The following is a 24,385-nucleotide window of genomic DNA, read 5'->3' as shown; positions in this document are numbered from 1 at the left end:
GCTGCGCGTGAGCCACGCCGATGATTGATATTCGGGACAAAGCCAGGTTTTTTAGCGCGAACCTGTGACAGTGTTTGATACCATGGCTTTACGCTGTCCAAACTTTTGATTGCCCCCGGCCGACACGCCAGGCGCACCGTGCCACCATTCGGATGGTTCCGCCCCGGGATTCCAACCAACAGAATCGAATCACACTATGAGCAAAGAAGAGCTGGACGCAATATTGGGCCTGAGCACTGGGGAGCGCTTCGAGGTTTTCCTCGACCTGGTCGGTGAGGAAAGGGAAATCTGGATACTGGTCAACGGCGAGGAGCACTTCCTGAAGCTGCACTCGGACGAACACGGCGGCTTCGAGTACCTGCCGGTGTGGCCCGCCGCGGATTTTGCCGCAAACTATGCCGGCGACGACACTGACCTCAAGCCCAGGAATATTCCCCTGCCCCAGTTCCTGAACAAATGGCTGGCGGGGCTGGAGAGAGACGGTATCGAAATCGGAGTGTTCCCCGGCCCGGACAAGAGCGTCTGGCTCACAGAGCCGGCAGATCTGGGGCAGGACCTGCGCGATGAGCTGTCCCGCTTCTGAGCGAATGCGTCCACCAATCGCAGACACCTGATCAAAAATTGTACTGCGGCTGACTTGCTGCGGCGCAATCCCCACTGAGCCGCAGCAGCCACGGCACAGTATTGCCGGGCCAGAGCAGACGCCTGTTGCCGGCCGAATCACCGCGCCGGGCGAACGCGGCGTATCTGGCGCCAGGCTATACGCTACCCACCCGGCTGTTCAGTTTCCATTCAGCCCCACCTTGCACACTGGTACCATTTGTAACTTCCCGTCTGCGCCGGAGTTGAACCGCAGTTACCGGCACGTCGTCCTGCCATGCCGGTATGGGACTGAGAAGTCCGCTTTGCTAACGATAAGATCCGATGAATAAGAGACTGCTGGTACCGCTTCTTGTCCTGACAGCCACGACCACGGGCTGTAGCCTCGCCCCGTACAGGCAGCCCCCTGCGGAACCGGCTGCCGACCCCACCGCACAAACCCCGCAAGAGCCGCGGCGGGCACCTCCCAAGTCCATTGAGAAAGACAGGAGCGTGAAGGAAAAGTTGTATCTGCAGCACCGGGAATGGAAGGGAACCCGCTATCTACTCGGCGGCATGAGCAAACGGGGGATCGATTGTTCCGGGCTGGTCTTGGCCATTTACCGCGATCACCTCGGCATAAAGCTGCCCCGTACCACCAAATACCAGTCCCTGGTCGGCAAGGCGATCAAGCGCAGCGAGCTGCGCGCCGGCGATCTGGTGTTTTTCAAGACCGGTTCGAACAGCCGGCACGTCGGCATCTACATCGAAGACAACAAATTCCTGCACGCATCGACAAAGCACGGCGTGACGATTTCGCGGCTGACCGATTACTACTGGCGCGACAAATACTGGCAGGCGCGAAGGGTGTAGCCTGATGCCCGACGCGATCACGCGGAGTTAGCCTTCCCGAAGAAAATTACGGCATCGCAGCAGCTCCCGGCACCAGCAGTCGCGCCCCCCTTTTCCGGGGTATTGGCATCAATACGCGCGCTAGGCTTAAATTGTGGGGCAACGCTGGCGAAGCCCGGACAACAGCGCGCAATGGACGAGCCGACATGAACCCCGAGGATACGAGCGTACTGCAGACACTGGCCGAGGTCTCGGTGACCCTGGCCGGGTTTATTGGCGTGGTGCTGGTCTTTCTGCACCGCGGGCGCGACGCGTGGACCCAGGGGGAGAGAAACACCATATTCCACCTGCTGTTTACCAGCCTATCGGCCCTCGGCTTGTCCATATTGCCACTGGTCGTGCAGCTGGCCGTTCACAGTGACTATTGGCTGTGGCGTATCTGCACACCGGTGCTCGGCATCGTGCACCTGGGAGGCGCGCTCAGAGCCAGTAACGAATTTCTGCGCGGCAAAATCGCCATGCCCACGGCGGTGGTCGTGGCGCTGGCGGCGGGCTCACTGACGATTATCGCACTGGTCGCCCTGGTGACATTCGGCCATCTGGCAGAGCTGGCTGCCTTTACCTACCTGCTCGGTGTCAGCTGGCTGCTGCTGGTTGCCGTCTGTGCCTTTGTTTCGCTATTGTTTCGCGGCGGGCCCTAACAGGGCCGGCAAGCGCGGGGCAAAGCACGGCAGCGCGCCAATGTGCGCCCTCCCTCTTGACCTCCTCTATCGACCTCCTACCGCGAATGGCAGTCCGGTAGGGACAGGCCCGACCGGCGCAGATATGAAAATCACGCTGTTGACACACGAGCGCGAGCTCACCCGCAAGACCAACACCGGCACGCTGGCCCTGCAACACTGCGGGGAATTGGTCGAGCGCGTGCTCTGGGCGCGCCGAGAGCCGGATCCGACACTGGTGGGCCTTATTGAGCGCGGCGAAGCGGTACTGGTTTACCCCACGGAGGATTCAACACCCGCACGGCTGGAAGATTTCAGCCGTGTGATACTGATCGACGCCACCTGGCAGGAAGCCCGTAAAATCTATAACCGCAGTCCCTATTTGCAGGCGGCCCCACGCGCGACCATCGGGGCGGACGCCGTTTCCAGCTACCGCCTGCGGCGCAACCAGCCGCAGGGCGGCCTGTGTACCGCCGAGTGCGTGATCGAGATACTGCGCAGACTCGGTGAGAACGGGGCAGCCGACCGGCTGCAGACCGCGTTTATGCAGTTCAACCAGGCGCCACATAGCAGCCCCTGATCGCGGCCGCCGGACACAAAAGGTAATATTCAGTAGAGCAGTTCCCCACGAGCTAACACGGAGCCGAAAAATGGAATTTATCATCCTACTGATCGTGATACTGGCCGTTCTGGTACTGCCACTGAAAATGGCCGCAGCCATGCTGGGCGCCCGCAATACCGGCGCCTTCCACTGCCTGTTCGCGCTGCTGCTGGCGGTAATTATCCAGCGCTTTGTCGGTGGCATGATTCCCGGCGTGACCGAGGAATACGGTCTGCTGATTGCGATACCGCTGGCGGCCATCGCCTATATGCTGGTGCTGGGCACCGGCTACCTGAAAGCCATTCTGATCGCCATCATCCAGGGCCTGATTCTGATCGGCGCCAGCCTGCTGATCGGCACATTGCTCGCGGCAATTTGATCGGCGCATCTTTCCGCTTTCAGTTCCGGCTTTTAGGATCGCCCCGCAGCTGCCCGCAACTCTGCTTCGAGCTTGTCGCTCTCCACCGAACGCGGCTTGTGGAAGCGCCCTAGTCCCAGGTAAACCACCGGCGTCAGGTAGAGGGTAAACAGGGCCGCCAGGCCCAGGCCGCCGAACATAACCCAGCCTATGGCTGCGCGGGCCTCGGCACCGGGACCGCTGCTCAAGATCAGGGGCAGGCCACCGAGCACTGTGGAGAGCATCGTCATGGCGATGGGGCGCAAGCGCACCCGCGCCGCTTCGATGACCGCCTCATAGACGCTGTGGCCACGGTCGCGCAGCTGATCAGCAAACTCCACCAGCAGGATGCCGTTCTTGGCCATCAGGCCGATCAGCATCACCAGCCCGATCTGCGAGAAGATGTTGACCGTGGTACCGGTCAGGAAGAGCGCGTAGACCGCCGCCGCTAGACCGAACGGAACCGTGGTCATCACGATCACCGCGCTGCTGACGCCCTCGAACTGGGCGCACAGCACCAGAAAGACCACCAGCGCTGCGATGGCGTAGGTCATGGCCACTTCCCGCGAGCTTTCCTCCAGCGTGTCCGCCTCGCCCAGGAACACGATGCCGATGTCTTCCGGCAGTATTTCGTTGGCAAGGCTGCGCAGCTCCTCGACCGCACTGGCCAGCGGATAGCCGGGCTCCAGGCCCGCGTCGATCTCGATCGCGCGGCGCTGGCCGTGGCGGTCCAGTTCTGCAGCCACACTTTCCTCGCGTAGGCTGACCATGCTCGACAGCGGCAACAGGTCGCCGCTTTCGCTCTTCACATAGAGGTTGACCAGGTCCTCCGGAGAGGAAACCGTGGTATTGGCGGCTTCGAGCATAACCGGTACGGATTCGTCGCCCACATTCAGGTCCACTACATCCAGGCCATCGACCACGACACGCAGGGTGGTGGCGATATTCTGAAGCGGCACGCCCAGATCCGCCGCGCGGCGGCGGTCGATTTCAACCGACAGTTGCGGCTGCGTGGGCCTATAGCTGATATCCGGCCGGCCCAGGTGGGGCAGACGGTCCTCAATGGCACGCGCCATCTGCCGGGACGCTTCGTAAATACGGGAATAGTCGTTGCCCACCAGCGCGACCTCGATGCCGCCCCCGCCGCCGCGCAGCGACAGGCTGTTGGGACTGCTGACACGGATGCGCGCCCCCGGAATTGCCTCCAGCGGCCCGAGAATCTCCTCTGTCAGTGCCTGCTGCGAAACGGAACGCGCATCCCAGGGGGCCAACGGCAGCGTGACCCGGGCGCGGTTCGGATCATAGCGGCCGATTTCGGTGACGATATCGGTGACATGGCCGCGCGCCACCAGCGGCCGTACCACATCCTCGATATGCTCGGCCTGGCGACCGATATAATTCTGGCCGACACCGTCAGGACCAGTGGCATCCACGCGGATGACACCGCGATCCTCCGCTGGCAGCAGCTCCTTGCCCAGTACCTGATAGAGGAATCCCGCTCCCACCGCCAACAACAGCGCAGCGGAAAAACTGAGCCAGCCATGGCGCAAGCAGGCAACCAGGCTGCGTTGATAACCGGTACCGATGCGTTCGCCATACCTCGCCAGCCGCTCGTAGACGCTGTTTCGCCCCTTATCCCGATCGTCCCGGGTGATTCGCGCGGTGAGCATCGGCACCAGTGTCAGCGCCACCACCGAAGACAGCGCCACCGCCGTGGCCAGCACCAGACCGAACTCGCGGAACATGCGGCCAGCCGTGCTCGGCAGCAGCGCAATGGGAATAAACACACTGATTAGAACCGCGGTAGTGGCGAGCACCGCGAATATCACCTGACGCGTGCCCAGCACCGCGGCGGCGCGGGCGCCCATCCCGAGGCCTCTGAGCCGCTGAATATTCTCCAGCACCACAATCGCGTCATCCACCACAAGCCCCGTGGCCAGCACTATCGCCAGCAGCGTGAGAATATTGATGGAAAACCCCATCAGCCAGATTCCCGCCAAGGTGCCCACCAGTGCAATCGGGATCGCGGTGCTGGGCACCAGTGTCGTGCGGAGCTTGCCGAAGAACAGCCAGATGGCGGCAATCACAATCAGCACCGTGTAACACAGGCTGGTGACCACTTCCTTCACCGAGCCGCGAATAAATACAGCGCGGTCTTCGGTGATAGTGATTTCCAGGTTGTCGAAACGCTGGTTGAGCCGCGCCACCGCGCGGCGCACGCCGTCGCTGATTTCGATGGTATTGCTCTGGGCCTGGCGCACCACACCCAGGCCGATCACCGGTCGGTCGTTCAAATACACCAGCGACTGTACATCCTCGGGGCCGAAGGAAACCTGCGCGACATCACCGATACGGACATCGCCACTGATAATGATCTCCCGTACCTGCGCTTCGGTGACCGTAGAGGCATCGGCGCGAACCAGCAACTGCTGGTCCTCCGACTGGAAGCTGCCCGAGGGTACATCCAGGGGCGCTTGTTCGAGGGCAGCGGCCACATCGCTGACGGACAGGCCGAAACTCGTCAGGCGCAGCGGGTCCACTACCACGCGCAATACCCGCTGTCGCTGACCGGAAATGGGGACATCGGCGACGCCGGGAACTGATATCAGCTCGGGAATAATGTCTTTTTCGATAATGTAAGTCAGCGCCTCGTCACGCAACTGGTCGCTGGTAACGGCGAGATGCATAACCGGTTCCGGGCGATCGGCAGCCTTCACCACCACCAGCTGCTCCACATCCTGTGGCAATTCCCGCTGCACCTGGCTCACCGCCTCGCGCACATCGGACGCGGCGGTATCCAGGTCGACGTTGGAATTGAATTCGACGTGAATACGAAAATTGTTTTCTTCGCTCGACGACTCAATATGCTTGATGCCGGAAACCCGGGCCACCGCGCCTTCGACAATACTGGTCACCTCTGAGTCCATCGTCTCCGGTGATGCGCCAGGCATCTCGCCGCGCACAGACACTACGGGCACATCCACATCGGGCAGTTCGCGCACCTCCACCGCACTGAACGCAGCGATACCGGCAATGGCGATCAACAGATTCAGCACCAGCACCAGCACCGGCCGCCGGATGGCCAGTGACGCCAGATCGCTGCGCTGGGTATCGATGGGATTGTTTTCGTAAGCTTTGCCGGTCGGATGGTCGCGCATGAATTACAACCCCGCGATACTGGCTATGGGCAGACCCTCGCGCATCCGCTGGGTACCCTCGGTCACCACCGGCATGCCTTCGGGCAGATCCGCTTTCACCAAAATCACGCCCTGCAGCCGCTGCACTACCGTAGCCGGAACACGTCTCACCCTGTCTTCTTCAACCGCCCAGACGAAGGCGCCGTCATTGCCCCATTGCAGCGCCACTTCCGGCACCGCCGGATAGCGCCCGGATATCAGGTTCAGAGCCACCCGGAAGCTCATGCCGGGGCGCAGCAGGTCTTCGCTATTGTCCACCCGTGCGCGCACCGCGAAGGTTCGGGTGCGGGGATCGACACGGCTGTCAATATCCGTGACCTCGCCCGAGTGTTCCGGGCTGCCGTTGGCCCAGGTGGCCACAGAGATCGACTGGCCCTTATCAATCTGCCCGAGAAACAGCTCCGGCACTTGAAAGGTAACCAACAGGGTGCTGCGATCATCGATGGTGGTAATCGCCGTAGTGGGTGCCACCTGGGCGCCGGGATCGAGATCGGTGATGCCGACATAGCCATCGAACGGCGCCTCGATGGAACGGTGACCCAGCGCCACCTGGGCCCGCTGAAGGCTGAGCCGGGCGCGCTCTACCGCACTGCGCGCATCGTCCAGCGCACTCTGGGTAACACTGCCGGATCCCCTGGTGCGTTCATAGCGGCTGAGGAGCCGTTCGGCATCCTCCAGCGCCACGCGAGCCTGGGCTACCGCCAGGCGCTGGTCGCGGTCGTCAAGCCTCAAAATGGTCTGACCAGTTTTCACCTTGTCGCCGGTGTTGAAGGAAACTTCGACGACCTCACCGCTCACCTCCGGATAGAGAGTCACGCTCTTGCCCGCCCGCGACGTGCCTACCGCCTCGATACGCACATTGCGCGGCATCCAGGTCACGGTTTCCGTTACCACCGGCTGTGCCGGGGTCATTTTTACCGCCGGAACCATCTCATTCTCCGCCTCGCAGCCTGCGAGCAGAACAAGGGCCAGAAAGCCGGCGCCAACACTCGCGCTCCGGGAACGGCAAATACGCCCTGAAATAGCTGGCTTCAAGATACCTCCGGTAAACTGTTTTGGTCATACCAATGGGTAAGGGGAGGCATACAGCTTAATAGTTCTAATTCGCAATTGTCACTCAGCCAACCCTCAAGAAACGTAAAGATTGCGCTCCTTCCTGAGGCCCGCTGAGGCTGGGGCGGGGAAGATTCTCGATTGACTTGGCGGCCAAATATTTCGCTCCGGCCGCTGGCGCGGTGCCTTCGGCCCTGAAACGGCTATTGCGGCGCTATGCGCCGCGAGCCCTTGTCATCTACGGCTTACGGCGCGGGCAACAGCTTCAAACCAGATTGCGTTCAAACAGTGCCAACAGCCGCTCCCAGGCCCGCTCCGCCTGAATTCGGTTGTATACCGCCGAATCCGGCGGGCACCAACCGTGCAGAGCGCCTTCATAAACTTCAATCTCGGCCGGTACAGCGGCGCTGTCAAAAGCCTTCCGCAATACGCTCTTGGCCCCGGGATCGCGCTCGTCATCGTTCTCCGCAATGGCGATCAGAAAGCCGGCCTTGATTTTCGGCACCAGCCGGTGGGGGCTGTCTACGCTGTCGGTCACCAGACCGCCGCCGTGGAAGGAGGCCCCGGCACCGATACGCTCCGGCATATCCGCCGCCAGACGGAACGCATAGGAGCCGGTCATGCAGTAGCCCACGACACCCATCTTCTTTCCCGTGTCCACCGACGGCTGCCGGTCTAGAAACGCGGCGAAAGCACGACCGTCTGCGACCGCCGTAGCCGGCGACAGAGTTCCGGCCAGAGCTTTCGCCCTGGGCCAGATTCGCTTGCGCAGCTCGGGATCGATCACCGCCGCGTCGTCGGGGATCAATTGTTGGTTAGTGGTGCGGTAATAGGGGTTGACCACCAGTACCGAATAGCCGGACTCCGCGAGGCGCTTGCCCATCTGGCGGAAGGCCGCGCGCATACCGAAAATATCTGGCCACAGGATCACCGCGGGATACCGCCCCTTGGCCGGGTGCGCGAAATAGCAGTCCGCCTCGCCACTGGGTGTCGACACGGTTACACGCTCTTCGACCACCGCTTCCGCCCGCGACGCCAACGGCAGCATCATCGCCAGCGCCGCGCCCAAGCCCGCTTTGCCAAATTCCCGACGGGTCATGCTCCCACTGCGGAAAAAGGCTTCCACATCTTTGTTGGTCAGCTCATCACACATAATCCCTGTCTCCTACGAATGAAAAGTAGCAACGTCGAGCCACCGAAGCCACTAACCCACGGAGTAAGCCAGTATCTGGCTGATCTCATTCAAGCTGCGCCCCGACTGCCGCTGCCAGTTCTCAATCGCCTCCTGCAGCGCGGCCCAGTCCTTTTTCGACGACGGCGTTTTCTGCACCACACCCTCGCGCACCAGCGCCTTCACCATATCACTGGAGAACACCAGCGTATCCACCCCCATGCGGCGCAGGAACACCTGCGCAGACTTGCCGCCGAGCCTGTCTCCGCCCTTCTGCAGCGCGCGGAGGTTGTCGGCGTAGTTGGCGCTGTTCCAGCTGGCGAAATAGCTGCCCAGCCCGCCGTGAGCTTCGGACAATTGCCAGAAGAAATCCGCATTCAGCGGAATGGACTTGGTCTTCTTCCAGTGCCTGATCATGCCGTCCTCGCGCATCAGGCCCTCCAGCGCCTCGTCGGACAGAAAGCGGCAGAAGCGCAGGTCGAAGCCGCGGAATATCTCCTCGATCCGCGGCCACTTGCTGTCCACCACCTTCCAGTTGAAGCCGGCCTGGAACACGGCCCTGGAGGCCTCAGACAGCCAGCGCCCGTCGGGGATTTTCCCGATGGTGCGCGGAGACTTGGGCCTGGTCAGGCGCCGTTGCAGCGCCTCCTCACCCCCAAACCGCTCGACTACCGCCGCTTCAATCTCGCTGAATTCGCGCATCTTCGCCTTCCTTTCCTCTCTGTCACCGTTGACCCGGCAACCTGTCTGGTTGCCGGCTCAACGATTGCGCCCGGTTATAGCAGGCCAGTGCCGCACAGGCCAGCGCCGCGGGGCAGCGAGTGAATACCCCGCAGAGAGGCCATGGAGTTATCCAGAGGTTTCCTAGCTTCGATCAAACCAGCAGCAGGCGACTCATACCTGCGATAATCAGCGAAGCGAGCACACTGAGCACCGCGCCCTCGCGCACCATATCCTGCATACGCACCTTGCCGGTGCCGTAGGCGATCGCATTCGGCGCCGTGGCCACCGGCAGCATAAAGGCGCAGCTGGCGCACATGGCGGCGGGAATCATCAACACCATAGGATCGAACCCGGCCGACTCCGCCGCGACGGCGAGTATCGGCATCAACAGCGTCGCGGTGGCGGTGTTGCTGGTGATCTCGGTCAGGAAGGTCACCGACAGGCACAACAGCACCAGCATCAGCCACAGCGGCATGGCGGTCAGGAAGGAGAGGCCGTTGCCGAGCATGTCGGAAAGGCCCGAGGCGGCGAAGCCCTTGGCGATGGCGATACCGCCGGCAAACAGCAACAGCATGCCCCAGGGAATATTCTCCGCCGTCTGCCAGTCCAGCAGGCGGCCACCCTTGCCGTCCGGCACCAGGAACATCAGCACCACCGCGGCCAGCGCGACCGTGCTGTCACCGGCGCCTTCGATACCCAGCCATCCGCTCCAGCCGCCGAACGGCTCGTTGCGGGTGACCCAGAAGAGTATCGCGATACCGAACACGATCAGCGTGCGCCTCTCCTCGGGGCGCCACTCGCCCACCTGCGGCACTTCCAGCGCTTTGTCCAGGTGCACCTTGCGCGTCAGCCACAGGGCCATAAGCGGCAGCGTCACCAGCACCACCGGCAGGCCGATGGCCATCCACTCGGCGAAACTGAACTCGCTGCCGGTGACCTCCTCGTAAATCCCCATAAAGATCACATTGGGCGGCGTGCCCAGCGGGCTGCCTACGCCGCCGAGGCTGGCCGCGTAGGCGATGCCCAGGATCAGTGCGATGGTCAGGCGCTGGTTGTCGATCCGCGACAGTATCGCCAGCGCGATCGGCAGCATCATCAGTGTGGTGGCGGTATTGGAGATCCACATGCTGAGCAGGCCGGCGGCCAGCATAAAGCCCAGCACCAGGCGACGGCCGCTGGAGAGGCCGACCAGTTTCAGCATGTAGAGCGCCAGCCGCTCGTGGGCACCGCTCTTTTCCAGCGCCTTGGAGAGCATAAAGGCGCCCATCAGCAGCAGTATCACATGGCTGCCGAGAGACGAGGCCACCAGCTTGTGATCGGCCACACCGGCGAGCGGCAGCAACACGAAGGGCACCAGCGAGGTGGCGGGAATCGGCAGCGCCTCGGTGACCCACCAGATCACCGTCAGCAGCGTGATGGCCGCGGTCGCGGCGGCGGCATGGGGCATACCCAGGCTGCCCAGAATCCCATAGAAAACTGCGGCCACAAGCGGCCCCAGCGCGATGAAGTGCTGTCGCTTTATCGACATGAATGAACCTTCCCCAAGACTGCGCGCCGTGCGGTTGCCGGCCTCTTCTTTATTGGCGCTATTTTACCGCGAAAAATCTTCCGCCCCGTATGCGAATCGCGGACAGGCAGCATACCTGAATCCGGGCGAGCGGGTTGTGGCGCCCGCGCAGACCGCATCCGGCATCCGCCAACCCCGGCGACCGTTGACCAACCTGACAGAGATACGGCCGTTGGGCTATCGTTAAACGGATTTCTGCCGCCGAAGGCCCGATTCGCGACCCCAACCACACCACCGAGGAGTGCGACCATGCCCCCATTTCTCCGCCGCGCCTGCCGCCCGCTGATACTGACCCTCGGCTGCGTTCCGCTGGGCTGTGCGGCCGAAAACGGCGGCCCGTCCTTTGCCTGCGAGCGGGTCGAAAGCGGTAGCATCGAGGCGATGATCTGCGACGATGGCGACCTGGCGGCACTGGACCGCAAGCTGGCGGATGTCTACGCATCGGCGTCCGCCAAGGCCACCGGCGAGCGACCGCCGGTGCTGAAAGCGGAGCAGCGCGGCTGGATCAAGGGCCGCAACGACTGTTGGAAGAGCGAAGATAAAAGGCAGTGCGTGGCGGACGCCTACCGCCACCGTATCGCCGAGCTGCAGGCCCGCTACCGCCTGGTCGCGGGCACCGGCCCCGTCACCTATATCTGTGGCGACAGCCCCGCCAACGAGGTCGTGGCCACCTTCTTCCACACGGATCCGCCGACCCTGATCGCCGAGCGCGGCGACAGCGTCTCGCTGATGTACCTGCAGCCCAGCGCCAGCGGTGCCAGGTACCGGGGGCGCAATGAGAGCCTGTGGGAACACCAGGGCGAAGCGCTGATCACCTGGGGCTATGGCGCCGAGGAAATGCGCTGTGTGAAATCCCGGCGACAATAGCCCGAAGCCTCCATAGGGGCCCGGCGGCGGCACATCCCGGTGCCGCCTCACCCCCTCTACACAGTGCGTTGCCGGATCAAAAGCCCTGTACATCCGGTCGCCAATCGGCAAACTATAGCTTCCGACAGTCTTGGCCGAATGGATTCATGCACCATATCCCCAACACCGTAGAAGTCCTGGATAAACTGCGCTGGAATGCCCACCTGTGCAAGCACAGCCACTTTCGCGCGTCGATGCGCGGCCGCAATCTGCATGTGCTCTGCGGTGTGCCGATCGTGGTCATCAACCTGTTCCTGGGCTCGCTGTTCTTCTCGCTGATCAACGCAGAGCTACCGGACTGGACCAAATGGACCGGCGCCGGCCTGGCGCTGGTCACCGCTCTGCTCGGCGGCGTACAGACGTTTTTCAATTTCAAGAAAAACTACGAAGGCCACCGCGAGGCGGGCAACGAATACCTGGCCATTGCCCGCGAGTGCGAGCGCCTGATCGCGCTCTATTTCGACGGCATCCTGGACCTGGAACACCTGTCGCGGAAAATCGAGGAGCTGAACGGCCGCTACAGCGAGATCAATCAGCGCGCCGAGGAGTACATAGTCTCCGACAAGGTCTACCGCGAGGCGCTGCGGGTGCAGAACCAGAAAGCGGAGCGCGAGCCCTCGCTGGTGGAGCGCATGCGCGAGATAGCCCGGCACAAAAACAACACGGCGGAAGAGACGGCCCCATCGCTCTAGCGGGCCGTTTCAGGCGGCCAAGCCGGCCGGACGCCCGCTAAACGGCCCACTTTTTGCGCCGCATCACAGAACAGTGCTTTAATGGCGCCGCCACCGGATGCCCATAGTCGACAACCAATAAGAAGAAGGACTGCCCAGATGAGTAACCTGACCTGGGGGGAGAATCCCGCCTGTCTCGCCACCTACCGCATCCTCGAAGCCGACGACCTGTTCAACGCCTTCGACGAGGACGGGCTGCCGTTCGCCGAGGCCGGCGAAACCACCATCGGCGAGCTGCTGCTGTTTTTTCATACCAGCAGCGAACCGGAGATGCACGCGAAGACCAATGCCAAGGCGTTTCTGAATGCGTTTCGAAAGCGCTACCTGGCTAAGAGCGGCCTCGAACTGGCGCAGTACACAAAATCCCTGAGCGGCCTGACGGAGGTCTTTTCCAACAAGGACGCCACGCTGCTGTCCATCGCCGCGGTGCTGCACGCGGTTTTCTACGCGGAGGAGACAGAGTGATGCGCCGAATCCTGTTTGCAATTGCCGCGATGCTGGCCGGCGGCAGTGCCTTTGCCGAGGACACCGCCGGCAGCCCGGGGATCAAGGGGCTGAAACTGGAACTGAACGCCGGCAACGCCTCGACGAGCGAGGGCGGCGGCGTGACCCTGGACTATCAGTACAGGCGCACCTTCGGCGGCGCCTACCGCCAGTGGGGCGGGGACGTGACGCAAATCTGGCAGCCGCGGGCCAAGCTGGAAGCCAGCGGCAGCGTGGCGCTGCTGGATGAAAATCCGCAGGATTTCAGCGAGCTCAAGCTGGACCTGGGCGCAGACCTGGACTCATTGCTGGGGGAAAACTCGGTTATCCAGTTGGGCACTTTCTATGCCCAGGAGGGCAATGAGAAGTTTGACGACCACCAGGCTGTGTACGGCGGCACCCTTGCGCTGGCGACGAAGGGCGCGCTTACACAGAACGCGCTCAGGGATGACCTGCTGCTGCGCCTGTCCTACGGCAGCGTGGACCCGTCCGGCGACGAAAGCCGCAAGGCGCTGCTCGGAAATCAGATGGAGGATTTCGACCGGGTACATCTGCGGGCGGAATACGCCTACCGCCTGGACAATGCCGGCCCGGTGCACAAGGTGGAACTCACCTACAACGAATACCGGGAGCAGAATGCACCGGCGCTGATTCGCGCCGCCGGCCTGGACGAATACAGCTACTCCACCATTGCCCTCTACCTGCCCAACAACTTTGCACTGACTTTTGGCGAGGGAAAACTGCCCTTCGACCTGGAGGACAGCCGTATCGTGCAGCTCGGTTTCCAGATTCAGCCCTGGTAACCGAGCCTGAGCCGGCAGCCCCTGCCGGCTTTTTTAAGAATCTATTTCGGCGGCAGTGAGCCGGCGAACTCGACGCCGCGGTTTACCCAGTCATCCAGGTCCGCCGCCACCGCATCCTCCTCCACGTACACCATGCCCTTCAGGGGCCGGCCGGTATAATCCATCGGCCGCGTGTAGCGTTCCGCCAGGGCCTCCTGGTAGTTGTCCGGCCCGACACGCACCATCAGCTCCTCACCCACGACGCCGCAGGCCATATTGCCGTTCAGCATAAAGGCGAGACCGCCGAACATCTGCTTTTCCGTGAGGCCCTCGTTGTCCTGCAGCAGTTCCCGCACTTTTTCCGCCAGTTCTTCGTTATATGCCATAGCAACCTCCTTAGCGACCTTTGCTGAATGCGGAAGCCAGCACCGGTTGCAGATCCGCCCAGGCAATTTCATCGCCGTCGCGGAAATTCAGGCAGCCGGTGCCACATTTAACCTCGGGGTGTTTGTCGATATAGGGCTGGATATGTTCCCGCGCACAGGTGTAGAGCGACACATAGTTTTTCTGGCTGGCCACCGCCACCCAGCCCTCGCCCGACTCATAGGTGGGCATCTTGTACTTCAGGGAAACCTGCGCATCGGGGTGATGCTGGAGGATAAACTGGTGCAGAGCGTGTATGCGCTCGCTGCGCTCGGGCAGCAGCAAGCTGATGTATTCGGCGATCTGTTTCGGAATCTGCACCATTTGTAAAAAATTATTTTGAGTGACCTTTTAAGTGTAGCAGAGAATATTAAACTGATGGTGCAGCATAAACCGATTGGTCGGGCCACTCGCGGGGTCACTCGCCCCAAAAGGCGGCTTTCACTCTAACAGCCGCAAGCGACCGCCTTCCAGGTGGTACATGGCCCCGACAATCTGAATCTTACCCGCGTTTTCGAGTTGCGAAAGCAACTCGCTGCCTGCCCGAATCTGCGCGATGGAACGCCGCACGTTGCTGGCCGCCACCAGGTCCACGAATTCCGCATTCTCACCGGTCCTTTCGCCTGCGTACTCGGTGGCAGCTATCGCCGGCCTGATCTCTTCGAGCAGCCCGCTGAGCGCGCCCAACTGCACCTCGTCGATGGCGCCTTTCACTGCGCCGCAGGCCGTATGCCCGACGACCAGGATGACCTTGGCACCGGCCACGGCGCAGGCGAATTCCAAGCTGCCGACAATATGCGCATTGCAGATATTGCCGGCAATGCGCGTGTTAAACACCTCTCCCAACCCCGTGTCCAGCAATATCTCCGCCGGGGTGCGCGAGTCGATGCAACTCAGTATCGCCGCCGCCGGATACTGACCGGAGGCGCTGGCGCGCTTCTGAGCCAGGTAATCGTACTGTCGCATCCTGCCGCTGCGAAAGCGCTGATTGCCCGCCTCGAGCATCTCGATTACCTGTTCCGGACTCATCGCATCCCGCTCGGCCCTGGTCAGTGCGGCGGCGAAACTCACTCCGGCAAAAGACAGCAATCCGCCACCGAGAAGACCGCCGGCAAGCGCACCTTTCAACAGGTCGCGGCGGTTTAGTTTGTGGTTGCCGGGCTTCGACTGGTCACACATGGGTATTTTCCGGGGCACTTGAGGAGGATTCAGTCTCAGTCTAGCGGGTCGGACTTCCGGGCAGGGTTCCTGTGCGCGTCAGTACTGCTGGACGAAGCGGGAAAAGGAGTGGAGAGGGATGGGGCACCGCTGAGAGCGGCGCCAGGAAATCTCGAAGCCCCGGCCTTGCACCGGAGCTTCGCCCCTAGCAGGCTGCTGAAAAATACTTTTTCAGCAGCCTGCTAGGGGTCCATGCGGAAAGTTCGGTAACAAAGGCGCACAGCCAAAGCGTTCAGATCAAGGCGAGAAAGCGCAGGAATAGTGGTTCTATTTCAAGCTTTCTCAACGCAGAGCTGGACGCTTTGGCGAAGCGAACTGTTACGCTACTTTCCGCATGGACCACTAGGATCAGTCGACGAACACCCGCGCGTTGCGGAACAGGCGCATCCAGCCCGAATCCTCCTGCCAGTCGTCCGGGTGCCAGCTGTTGCTGACCGCGCGGGCGACCCGCTCCGGGTGCGGCATCATAATGGTCACGCGGCCGTCCTCGGAACACAGCGAGGTGATACCGTTGACCGAGCCGTTCGGGTTGGCCGGATAGGTCTCGGTGATCTCGCGTTTGTTGTTCAGGTAGCGCATCGCGATGGTGCCGGACTGCTCGCAGGCCTCCAGCGCCTCGCGACTGGCGAACTCCACCCTGCCCTCGCCGTGGGCGACAGCCACCGGCATATGGGAGCCGGCCATGCCCTTGAACAGCACCGACGGGGAATCCTCGATACCCACCAGCGCGAAGCGCGCCTCGTACTGCTCGGACAGGTTGCGCACGAAGCGCGGCCAGTGGCCGGCGCCGGGGATCAGCTCCTTGATCACCGAGAACATCTGGCAGCCGTTGCAGACGCCGAGGCCAAAGGTGTCCTTCCTGTTGAAAAAGGCCTCGAACTGGTCGCGGGCGCGGTCGTTGAACAGGATCGTCTTGGCCCAGCCCTCGCCGGCGCCGAGCACGTCGCCGTAGGAGAAGCCGCCGCAGCCCACCAGGCCCTTGAACGCATCCAGGGTCACGCGGCCGGCGAGGATATCGCTCATATGCACATCCACGGCGCTGAAGCCGGCGCGGTGGAAGGCGTGCGCCATCTCAACATGGCTGTTGACCCCCTGCTCGCGCAGTATCGCCACCTTGGGCCGCACACCCTTGTTGATATAGGGCGCGCTGATATCCTCATTGAGGTCGTAGGTCAGGTGCACCGACAGGCCCGGGTCCTGCTGCGCCGTCTTGGCGATGGCGGCGAACTCCTGCGCCGCGCAGTCGGCGTTGTCGCGCAGGGACTGGATGCGGTAGCTGGTCTCGGACCAGATCTGCTGCAGCTCGGCGCGGGAGCGCTTGAAGATCTCCACGCCGTTGTTGGTAATGCACAGCTGCTCGCTGTTGTTCAGATAGCCGATCTGGTGCGCCGGCACGCCGACGGCGGCGAAGCGCTGCACCAGCATCTCGGCGTCGCAGGCGGGCACCTGCAGCACGGCGCCCAGCTCCTCGGAAAACAGCGCCGCGATCGGGTCGTCGCCCAGCTCGTAGATCTCGATATCCATACCCACGCGGCCGGCGAAGCTCATCTCCGCCAGCGCGACGAAGAGACCGCCGTCGGAGCGGTCGTGGTAGGCGATAATCTGGTCTTCGCGCAGGGCCTGCTGCACCACCTCGAAGAAGCCCTTCAGGCGCTTCGGGTCGTCCAGGTCCGCCGGTGTGCTGCCGAGCTGGTTGTACACCTGTGCCAGGCAGGAGCCGCCGAGGCGGTTCTTGCCGGCGCCCAGATCCACCAGAATCAGCTCGCTCTCGCCCTTCTTGGTGCGGCGCAGCTGCGGCGTGGCGGTCTTGCGCACGTCGGTAACCGGGCTGAACGCGGAGATGATCAGCGACAGCGGCGCGGTGACCGCCTTTTCCTCGCCACCGTCGTTCCAGGCGGTGCGCATGGACATGGAGTCCTTGCCCACCGGTATCGTGATACCCAGCTCAGGGCACAGCTCCATGCCGATGGCCTCGACGGTACGGTAGAGCTTCTCCTCCTCGCCCGGGTGGCCGGCGGCGCACATCCAGTTGGCGGAAAGCTTGATATCGGACAGCCGCTCGATCGGCGTACAGGCGATATTGGTAATCGCCTCGCCCACCGCCAGGCGGCCGGAGGCCGGCGCGTCCAGCAGTGCCACCGGCGTGCGCTCGCCCATGGCCATGGCCTCGCCGGCGTAGCTGTCGTAGGAAACCGTGGTCACGGCGCAGTCTGCCACCGGCACCTGCCAGGGCCCCACCATCTGGTCGCGGGCCACCTGCCCGGTCACCGTCCTGTCGCCAATGGTGATCAGGAAGCTCTTGCTGGCCACGGTGGGCAGGCGCAGCACCCGCTCCACGGCCTCGTTCAGGTCGATATCCGCGGTGCTGAACGCCCTGGTCTCGACGACGCGCTTTGTCGCTTCGCGGTGCATGCGCGGCGGCTTGCCGAACAGCACGGACATGGGCAGGTCCACCGGCACAGCGTCGAATTCCTTGTCGTTCAGCAGCAGGCGCTTGTCCTCAGTCGCCTCGCCGACCACGGCGAAGGGCGCGCGCTCGCGCGCGCAGATCTGCTCGAAGCGCGGCAGATCCTGCGGCATCACCGCCAGCACATAGCGCTCCTGGGATTCGTTGCACCAGATCTCCAGCGGGCTCATACCCGGCTCGTCACAGGGCACGTTCCTGAGCTCGAATTTGCCGCCGGTGCCGCCATCCTTCACCAGTTCCGGGAAGGCGTTGGACAGGCCGCCGGCGCCGACGTCGTGAATAAACGCGATCGGGTTCTTGTCGCCCAGCTGCCAGCACTGGTCGATGACCTCCTGGCAGCGGCGCTCGATTTCCGGGTTCTGGCGCTGTACCGAGGCGAAATCCAGATCCTCGGAGCTGGAACCGCTGGCCATGGAAGAGGCCGCACCGCCGCCGAGGCCGATCAGCATGGCCGGGCCGCCGAGCACCACCAGTTTGGCACCGGGGGCGAACTCGGGCTTTTCGATATGCTCCTCGCGGATATTGCCGTAGCCGCCGGCGATCATGATCGGCTTGTGGTAGCCGCGGCGCTCGCCATCGAAATCCTCCTCGAAGGTGCGGAAGTAGCCGCAGATATTGGGGCGGCCGAATTCGTTGTTGAATGCGGCGCCGCCGATCGGCCCCTCGATCATGATATCCAGCGCGGTGACGATACGCTCCGGCTTGCCGTAGTCGGACTCCCAGGGCTGCAGGTAGCCGGGGATCTGCAGGTTGGACACGGTGAAGCCGGTCAGACCCACCTTGGGCTTGGAGCCGCGACCCACCGCGCCCTCGTCGCGGATCTCGCCGCCGGCGCCGGTGCCGGCGCCCGGGAAGGGGGCGATCGCGGTCGGGTGGTTGTGGGTCTCCACCTTCATCAGCATATGGATCGGCTCGATGCTGAAGCCGTACTCCTTGGTCTCCGGGTCCGGGTAGAAGCGCCCCGCCTCGTGGCCCACCACCACCGCGGCGTTGTCCGCGTAGGCGGACAGCACATTGTCGCCGCCCTTCTGGTAGGTGTTCTTGATCATGCCGAACAGCGAGTGCGGCATCTCTTCGCCGTCGATGGTCCAGCTGGCGTTGAAGATCTTGTGGCGGCAGTGCTCCGAGTTCGCCTGCGCGAACATCATCAGTTCCACGTCGGTGGGGTTGCGCTCCAGCTCCTGGAAGCTGGTGAGCAGGTAGTCGATCTCGTCTTCGGCCAGCGCCAGGCCGAGGCTGACATTGGCCTCCTCCAGCGCGCCGCGGCCGCCGTCGAGCAGGTTGACTGTGGTCAGGGGGCGCGGCTTCTCCTCACGGAACAGCTGCTCGGCCTGGTCGAAATCGGCGAATACCGATTCCACCATGCGGTCGTGCAGCTGGGCCGCCAGCAGATCCCGTTCAGCCTGGGTTAATTCGACACCGCTAATGTAATAGGCGATGCCCCGCTCCAGACGGCGAATCTGCGTCAGGCCCGCATTGTGGGCGATATCGGTGGCCTTCGAGGACCAGGGCGAGATGGTGCCCGGGCGCGGCACTACCAGCAGCAGCTCGCCTTGCGGCTGGTGCTTTTCCTCGGTGGGACCGTACTGCAGCAGCCGCTCGAGCAGCGCCCGCTCCTTCTTGTTGAGCTTTTCGCTGTCGGCGAAGTGGACATATTCGGCATAGATATCGCCGATCGCAGGCTGCAGCGCGCGCAGCTGGCTGAGGAGTTTCAGATGGCGGAATTTCGACAGTGCGGGAGCACCACGCAGAACTAGCATCGCGGGAGTTTGCCTCTTGTCTGAATGTAAACCTGAATCAGGTTGGAGACCCCGCGCGGCAGAAAATCGCGCAAAGCCCCGGGAATTGGAGAGGGCGCAATTGTACCCGAAGCGTCGCCGCTCCAACACTGCCCGGCGGCACAGGCGTGCGCTTTCGGCGGTGAAAACCCGGGGCGCGACCCGAGGCGCGAAAATTGGCGCGCTATTGATGGCGACAGCGGGCCGACGCCAGCGGCGCCTACTAAAATTACCGCGTAGATGCAACTCCACGGATCACAAAGCCAATCGGCCGATTTGGGCAATTTGCCCGCAATTAAGGTAAAATTGGCGATCTTTGCCGGCCTCCACCGTCCAGGAAGGACACCGCCGGTAGCCCTAGGGCATAACAGCGATAACAGCTAAGGGACTAGAGGGGACTGTCTATGATCATGAAAAGCCGCCTGCTGCGCTACAGCCGCCGCCTGGCCAAGGGCCTGGTGCTGGCCTGTTGCGCCTCGCTGATAGTGGCGAGCAAGACGCCGGACATGCTGGAGCGAATCAAAACCTCCGGCACACTGGTCGTGCTGTCCCAGAATGGCCCCACCACCTACTACGAAGATGCCTCGGGCACCCACACGGGTTTCGAGTACGGCATGCTCAAGGCCTTTGCCGACGAGTTGGGCGTGCGCCTGGAAATCCGCGATGTGCACGACCTCGACGATATGTTCAAGCGCCTGCGCGATCCCAAGGAGGGCGCCCACCTGGCCGCCGCCGGCCTGACCGTGACCCCGCAGCGCCGCGAGCAGGTGCGCTTCACCCCATCCTATTTCGAGATCCGCCAGCAGGTCATCTACAAACTCGGCGAGGAGCGCCCGCGCAAGGCTTCGGACCTCGAGGGCAAGAAGATCGCCGTGATCGCCGGCAGCGCCCACGCCGAGGAGATGCGCAAACTCTCGCAACGCTACCCCGGGCTGCAGTGGGAAGAGGTTTCCGACGTCGACGCGATGGAACTGGTGGAGATGGTGGACCAGGGCAGGTTCCACTACGCGGTGGTGGATTCCAACGCCTACGCGGTACACCGCGGCCTCTACCCGAACACCGCCGTCGCCTTCAATCTGACCCAGTATCAGCCGGTGGCCTGGGCCTTCCCGCAGGGAGACGACGACAGCCTCTACCGGGCCGCGCGCCGCTTTATGCTGCGCGCCAACACCAACGGCCTGGTGGCGGAGCTGCGCGAGCAGTTCTTCGGCCACGTCAGCAAGCTGAACGCCGGCGGCGCTCAGGCCTTCGCCAAGAGCAGCCGCGAGCGCCTGCCCCAGTGGCGCGAGACCATGCAGAGAGTCGCGGAGAAATACGATCTCGATTGGCACCTGCTGGCGGCACTCAGCTACCAGGAGTCCCACTGGAACCCCCGCGCCAAGTCCCCTACCGGCGTGCGCGGCCTGATGATGCTGACCCGCAATACCGCGCGCGATCTGGGCGTGAACCGCCTGGATCCGGAGGAGAGCATCGAGGGCGGCGCCCGCTACCTGGCGCAGATCCGCGACAAGATCCCCGAGCGCATCCGCGAACCGGACCGCACCTGGATGACACTGGCGGCCTACAACGTCGGCTACGGCCATTTGGAAGACGCCCGCGTGCTGACCGAGAAGATGGGCGGCAACCCGGACCGCTGGGCCGATGTGCGCGAACACCTGCCGCTGCTGGCCAAGCGCCAGTACTACAAGCACACCAAACACGGCTATGCGCGCGGCTGGGAGCCGGTCACCTATGTGCAGAATATCCGCCACTACCAGGCGCTGCTGACCTGGAGCAGCCGCATCGAGGAACAGCGCCTGGCCGCGGCCAACGACGAGGCCGTCGAGGCGCTGGCGGACAGCACCCAGGTGGAGCCGGAAGCGGCCGCGGCCTCGGCGCTTTAATCAGGCGCTGCAGCCTCGATTCGTCCTCTTTTGTAGGAGCAAAATCGGCATTCCCGCCACCCCTGGCGATCGCCGCGCCTACAGGCCGCTCATCCAGCCCTCGGGTAGCCATTCCAGATCCCGCGGCTCGTCGATATCCGCCAGGGTTTCCAGCCACGCACAGCGCATCCCGCACTGATCCATCCGCTCCCGCGTCTGCCGCGCGACCGCATCCGTACTCCAGCGGATATTGTCGAACAGCGCCGCCTCGGCGCGTTTCAGCCCCAGAAGCGCGTAGCCGCCGTCGCGGGTCGGATAGACGACCGCGTCCGCCTTCTCGAGGGCCGATGCCGCCGCGCGCAGCCGCTCGGCCGAGAGTTGCGGGCAGTCGGTGCCGAGCAGCATCACGCTGTCCCCGCCCTCTATGCCGGCATGCGCGGCGCGCCAGAGGCGCTGCCCCAGATCCCCCTGCCCCTGGCTGGTCAGTTGTACCCCCGCAGGCAGCGCGAAAGCGCGCCAGTAGTCGTGCGCGCTGTCCGGCGCCACGCGGAGTTCGACGGTCCCCAGCCGCGCCTGCACACACTGTTGCAGGGTGTGTGCGAGCATTCGCTCGGCCAGCGCCGCCGCGCCGCCCGCACCAAGCGCCGGTATCAGGCGCGTCTTGGCGAAACCGGCCAGCGGCGCCTTGGCAAAAACGATCAGGCGCGGGGGCTTATTCATAGCGGCGCGCCAGCAATTCCGCGGGCACCCCGCGCCAGTAGTCGAAGCGCAGCCGCCACATCAGCAGTACCGTGCGCAATACTCCGAACTTTTCCCAGCGGCGCCCGGAAGTGGTCGCGCGGGCGCGGATACAGGCGGGGCGGGAAAACTTCAACAAGCGCCTGCTCAACTCGATATCCTCCATCAGCGGCTGTTGCGGGAAACCGCCAATACGCTCGAACAGCGCCCGGCGCACGAAAATGGCCTGATCTCCGGTGGCGATACCGCTCAAGCGCGAGCGCCAATTGATCATTGTCGCAATCAGCGGAAACCAGACCGAGCGGCCGCGGATACGCAGGTCGAAACGCCCCCACTGATAGCTGTGCGGCGCAATCCGCTCGATTTCCCGCAGGGCTCCGGTGGGCAGGCGCGTATCCGCGTGCAGGAACAGCAACCAGTCGCCGCGGGCGCCGGCGGCACCGGCATTCATCTGCCCCGCCCTGCCGCGCTGTGCGGAAATCACCTTCAGCCCGGCGGCGGCGGCCAGTTCCGCACTGCCGTCGCTACTGCCGCCGTCCACCAGCACCAGTTCGCAATCGGTTTCCGCCTGCAGGCGGCGCAGGTGCTCGATCAGATCCGGCAGCTGCGCCCGCTCGTTCAGCATCGGGACCACGAGTGTGCAGGACACTAGCCGCGCCTCCAGCGGTGGAAGTGCTCCAGAAGCCGCAGCAGCTTCCGCGGCGCGTTGGCGCGCTTCCAGTTGCCTGCGACATATTTGTTGGCTTCGGCCATGGTCGGGTAGATATGGATGGTGCCGAGAATTCTGTTCATACCGAGCCCGTGCTTCATCGCCAGCACGAATTCGGCGATCAGTTCCGCCGCATTCTCACCGACGATGGAAACACCGAGAATCCTGTCCCGGCCCGGCACCGTCAGCACCTTGACGAAACCGCGCGCGGCACCGTCGACGATGGCGCGGTCCAGGTCGTCGATACCGTAGTGGGTAACCTCGTATCGCATATTGCGCTCGATGGCCTGCTGCTCACTCAAACCGACGCTGGCCACTTCCGGATCCACGAACACCGCCCGCGGCACCAGGGAATAGTCGACGCGGAATTTTTTCAGGTCGCCGAAGAGGCCATTGACCGCCGCGTACCAGGCCTGATGCGAAGCCATATGGGTAAACTGGTAGGGTCCCACCAGATCGCCGGCGGCGAGAATGTGCGCATAGCGGGTGCGCAGGAAGGGGTCCGTGTGCAGCTTGCCGTCCTCGACGATGCCCAGCGCCTCGAGACCGAATCCGTCGACCCTGGCCCTGCGCCCCAGAGCGAGCAGCAGCTGGTCGAACTCGAGCCGCGACTCGCCCTCCGCGCCGCGCAGCCGCACGCTGCCCGACGCGCTGCGGCCACTGCCCGCGCCGACAAACTCCAACGCCTCGCGCGCGGTGCGCACGTCGACGCCCTCACTCCGCAGGGCCTTCTCCACCGCCGTGGAAACCTCGCGGTCCTCCACGGGCAGCAACCGCTCCGCCTTTTCCACCAGTGTCACCCGGGTACCGAGCCGCGCGAAGGCCTGGGCCAGCTCACAGCCGATGGCGCCGCCGCCCAGTATCAGCAGCTTTTCCGGCGCCCGCGGCAACTGCGCGAAGCGGTCCCACAGCGTATCGCTGGTGACGAAGTCGATGTTTTCCAGCCCCGGCAGCGGCGGTACCAGCGGCTCCGCACCGGTGGCGAGAATGATCGAGCGCGCGGTCAATACCCGCTCGCCACCATCATTTAGCGCTACCCTGACCGTCCAGGGATCGAGCAGACTTGCCCGCCCGGCAAGCACCTCCACACCCAGGCCGGTATAGCGCTCGACACTGTCGTGGGGCGCTATCCGCTCGATGGATGCGCGCACATGTCGCATCACACCGGGGAAGTCGATCTGCGGCTCACCGAGGTGCACGCCGAACTTTTCCGCGCTACGCGCCTGCTGCGCGATGCGGGCGCACTTGATCAGCGCCTTGCTGGGCACGCAGCCGGTGTTCAGGCAGTCGCCACCCATGGCTCCGGACTCCACCAGCGTAACCCTGGCTTTGACCGCCGCGGCGATATAGGCGCTCACCAGCCCGGCGGCGCCGGCGCCGATGACGATCAGGTTGCGGTCGAATTTAGCAGGCTTTTTCATCGGTGGTT

22 protein-coding genes are annotated in these 24,385 nt (G+C 63.5%); 10 read left to right on the top strand and 12 right to left on the bottom strand.

Annotation, left to right across the window (positions count from 1 at the left end):
- The first annotated feature begins 196 nt into the window (after positions 1 to 196).
- The 5 genes from ACXAF3_RS03295 to ACXAF3_RS03275 all read left to right on the top strand — a co-directional run bounded on the left by ACXAF3_RS03295 (position 197) and on the right by ACXAF3_RS03275 (position 3,130).
- Complete coding sequence (locus ACXAF3_RS03295) at positions 197 to 583, top strand: DUF2750 domain-containing protein (protein ID WP_475110852.1); 387 nt, start codon at positions 197 to 199, stop codon at positions 581 to 583.
- 509 nt (positions 584 to 1,092) lie between these two features.
- A complete protein-coding gene (locus tag ACXAF3_RS03290; RefSeq protein WP_475110851.1) occupies positions 1,093 to 1,452 on the top strand; it encodes an NlpC/P60 family protein in 360 nt (119 codons plus the stop codon).
- 185 nt (positions 1,453 to 1,637) lie between these two features.
- A complete protein-coding gene (locus tag ACXAF3_RS03285; RefSeq protein ID WP_475110850.1) occupies positions 1,638 to 2,132 on the top strand; it encodes a hypothetical protein in 495 nt (164 codons plus the stop codon).
- A 124-nt stretch (positions 2,133 to 2,256) separates the two neighbouring features.
- Positions 2,257 to 2,730: a tRNA-uridine aminocarboxypropyltransferase gene (locus tag ACXAF3_RS03280; RefSeq protein ID WP_475110849.1), complete on the top strand. Its 474-nt coding sequence runs from the start codon at positions 2,257 to 2,259 to the stop codon at positions 2,728 to 2,730.
- Positions 2,731 to 2,800: 70 nt separating this feature from the next.
- Positions 2,801 to 3,130 carry a hypothetical protein gene (locus ACXAF3_RS03275; RefSeq protein WP_475110848.1) on the top strand — a complete coding sequence of 110 codons (330 nt, stop codon included), beginning with the start codon at positions 2,801 to 2,803 and terminating at the stop codon, positions 3,128 to 3,130.
- A 32-nt stretch (positions 3,131 to 3,162) separates the two neighbouring features.
- Here ACXAF3_RS03275 and ACXAF3_RS03270 read toward each other — a convergent pair whose 3' ends face one another.
- From ACXAF3_RS03270 to ACXAF3_RS03250, 5 genes are all read right to left on the bottom strand, one after another.
- Positions 3,163 to 6,306 (bottom strand): efflux RND transporter permease subunit, encoded by a 3,144-nt coding sequence (locus ACXAF3_RS03270; protein ID WP_475110847.1) that lies wholly within the window; start codon positions 6,304 to 6,306, stop codon positions 3,163 to 3,165.
- Positions 6,307 to 6,309: 3 nt separating this feature from the next.
- A complete protein-coding gene (locus tag ACXAF3_RS03265; protein WP_475110846.1) occupies positions 6,310 to 7,275 on the bottom strand; it encodes an efflux RND transporter periplasmic adaptor subunit in 966 nt (321 codons plus the stop codon).
- Positions 7,276 to 7,663: 388 nt separating this feature from the next.
- On the bottom strand, positions 7,664 to 8,551 hold the full coding sequence (locus ACXAF3_RS03260) for a dienelactone hydrolase family protein (RefSeq protein WP_475110845.1): 888 nt from the start codon (positions 8,549 to 8,551) through the stop codon (positions 7,664 to 7,666).
- A 51-nt stretch (positions 8,552 to 8,602) separates the two neighbouring features.
- Positions 8,603 to 9,271 carry a DNA-3-methyladenine glycosylase I gene (locus ACXAF3_RS03255; RefSeq protein WP_475110844.1) on the bottom strand — a complete coding sequence of 223 codons (669 nt, stop codon included), beginning with the start codon at positions 9,269 to 9,271 and terminating at the stop codon, positions 8,603 to 8,605.
- 172 nt (positions 9,272 to 9,443) lie between these two features.
- The gene (locus tag ACXAF3_RS03250) at positions 9,444 to 10,820 is read right to left on the bottom strand and encodes an SLC13 family permease (protein WP_475110843.1); all 1,377 of its coding nucleotides are present in this window, start codon (positions 10,818 to 10,820) and stop codon (positions 9,444 to 9,446) included.
- Between the two features lie 288 nt (positions 10,821 to 11,108).
- On the opposite strand from ACXAF3_RS03250, the gene ACXAF3_RS03245 reads away from it, so the two are divergent.
- From ACXAF3_RS03245 to ACXAF3_RS03230, 4 genes are all read left to right on the top strand, one after another.
- Positions 11,109 to 11,726, top strand: coding sequence for an MliC family protein (locus tag ACXAF3_RS03245; protein WP_475110842.1), 618 nt, complete (start codon positions 11,109 to 11,111; stop codon positions 11,724 to 11,726).
- A gap of 146 nt (positions 11,727 to 11,872) precedes the next feature.
- The gene (locus tag ACXAF3_RS03240; RefSeq protein ID WP_475110841.1) at positions 11,873 to 12,457 is read left to right on the top strand and encodes a DUF4231 domain-containing protein; all 585 of its coding nucleotides are present in this window, start codon (positions 11,873 to 11,875) and stop codon (positions 12,455 to 12,457) included.
- Positions 12,458 to 12,595: 138 nt separating this feature from the next.
- Positions 12,596 to 12,961: a hypothetical protein gene (locus ACXAF3_RS03235; protein ID WP_475110840.1), complete on the top strand. Its 366-nt coding sequence runs from the start codon at positions 12,596 to 12,598 to the stop codon at positions 12,959 to 12,961.
- The gene (locus tag ACXAF3_RS03230) at positions 12,961 to 13,782 is read left to right on the top strand and encodes a hypothetical protein (RefSeq protein WP_475110839.1); all 822 of its coding nucleotides are present in this window, start codon (positions 12,961 to 12,963) and stop codon (positions 13,780 to 13,782) included. Before ACXAF3_RS03235 ends, ACXAF3_RS03230 begins: the two co-directional genes overlap by 1 nt.
- Positions 13,783 to 13,823: 41 nt before the next feature.
- Here the strand turns inward: ACXAF3_RS03230 and ACXAF3_RS03225 are convergent, their stop codons facing one another.
- The 4 genes from ACXAF3_RS03225 to purL all read right to left on the bottom strand — a co-directional run bounded on the left by ACXAF3_RS03225 (position 13,824) and on the right by purL (position 19,629).
- On the bottom strand, positions 13,824 to 14,147 hold the full coding sequence (locus ACXAF3_RS03225; RefSeq protein ID WP_475110838.1) for a TfoX/Sxy family protein: 324 nt from the start codon (positions 14,145 to 14,147) through the stop codon (positions 13,824 to 13,826).
- 10 nt (positions 14,148 to 14,157) lie between these two features.
- Entirely contained in the window at positions 14,158 to 14,508 is a 351-nt protein-coding gene (locus ACXAF3_RS03220; protein WP_475110837.1) for a DUF1801 domain-containing protein, read from the bottom strand.
- Positions 14,509 to 14,625: 117 nt separating this feature from the next.
- Positions 14,626 to 15,363 carry a carbonic anhydrase family protein gene (locus ACXAF3_RS03215; protein ID WP_475110836.1) on the bottom strand — a complete coding sequence of 246 codons (738 nt, stop codon included), beginning with the start codon at positions 15,361 to 15,363 and terminating at the stop codon, positions 14,626 to 14,628.
- Positions 15,364 to 15,750: 387 nt separating this feature from the next.
- A complete protein-coding gene (gene purL, locus ACXAF3_RS03210) occupies positions 15,751 to 19,629 on the bottom strand; it encodes a phosphoribosylformylglycinamidine synthase (RefSeq protein WP_475110835.1) in 3,879 nt (1,292 codons plus the stop codon).
- Positions 19,630 to 20,051: 422 nt separating this feature from the next.
- On the opposite strand from purL, the gene mltF reads away from it, so the two are divergent.
- Positions 20,052 to 21,530: a membrane-bound lytic murein transglycosylase MltF gene (mltF, locus tag ACXAF3_RS03205; protein ID WP_475110834.1), complete on the top strand. Its 1,479-nt coding sequence runs from the start codon at positions 20,052 to 20,054 to the stop codon at positions 21,528 to 21,530.
- Positions 21,531 to 21,608: 78 nt separating this feature from the next.
- Here the strand turns inward: mltF and ACXAF3_RS03200 are convergent, their stop codons facing one another.
- Genes ACXAF3_RS03200 through ACXAF3_RS03190 form a run of 3 tightly spaced genes read right to left on the bottom strand, consistent with a single transcriptional unit; the run spans position 21,609 to position 24,377 of the window.
- Entirely contained in the window at positions 21,609 to 22,229 is a 621-nt protein-coding gene (locus ACXAF3_RS03200; RefSeq protein ID WP_475110833.1) for a TIGR04282 family arsenosugar biosynthesis glycosyltransferase, read from the bottom strand.
- Positions 22,222 to 22,896 (bottom strand): TIGR04283 family arsenosugar biosynthesis glycosyltransferase, encoded by a 675-nt coding sequence (locus ACXAF3_RS03195; RefSeq protein ID WP_475110832.1) that lies wholly within the window; start codon positions 22,894 to 22,896, stop codon positions 22,222 to 22,224. Before ACXAF3_RS03195 ends, ACXAF3_RS03200 begins: the two co-directional genes overlap by 8 nt.
- Entirely contained in the window at positions 22,896 to 24,377 is a 1,482-nt protein-coding gene (locus ACXAF3_RS03190) for a dihydrolipoyl dehydrogenase family protein (protein ID WP_475110831.1), read from the bottom strand. Before ACXAF3_RS03190 ends, ACXAF3_RS03195 begins: the two co-directional genes overlap by 1 nt.
- Positions 24,378 to 24,385 lie beyond the last annotated feature (8 nt).

Source organism: Microbulbifer sp. ABF4_143 (genome assembly GCF_056160225.1).
This window is presented reverse-complemented; position numbering and strand designations above follow the sequence as displayed.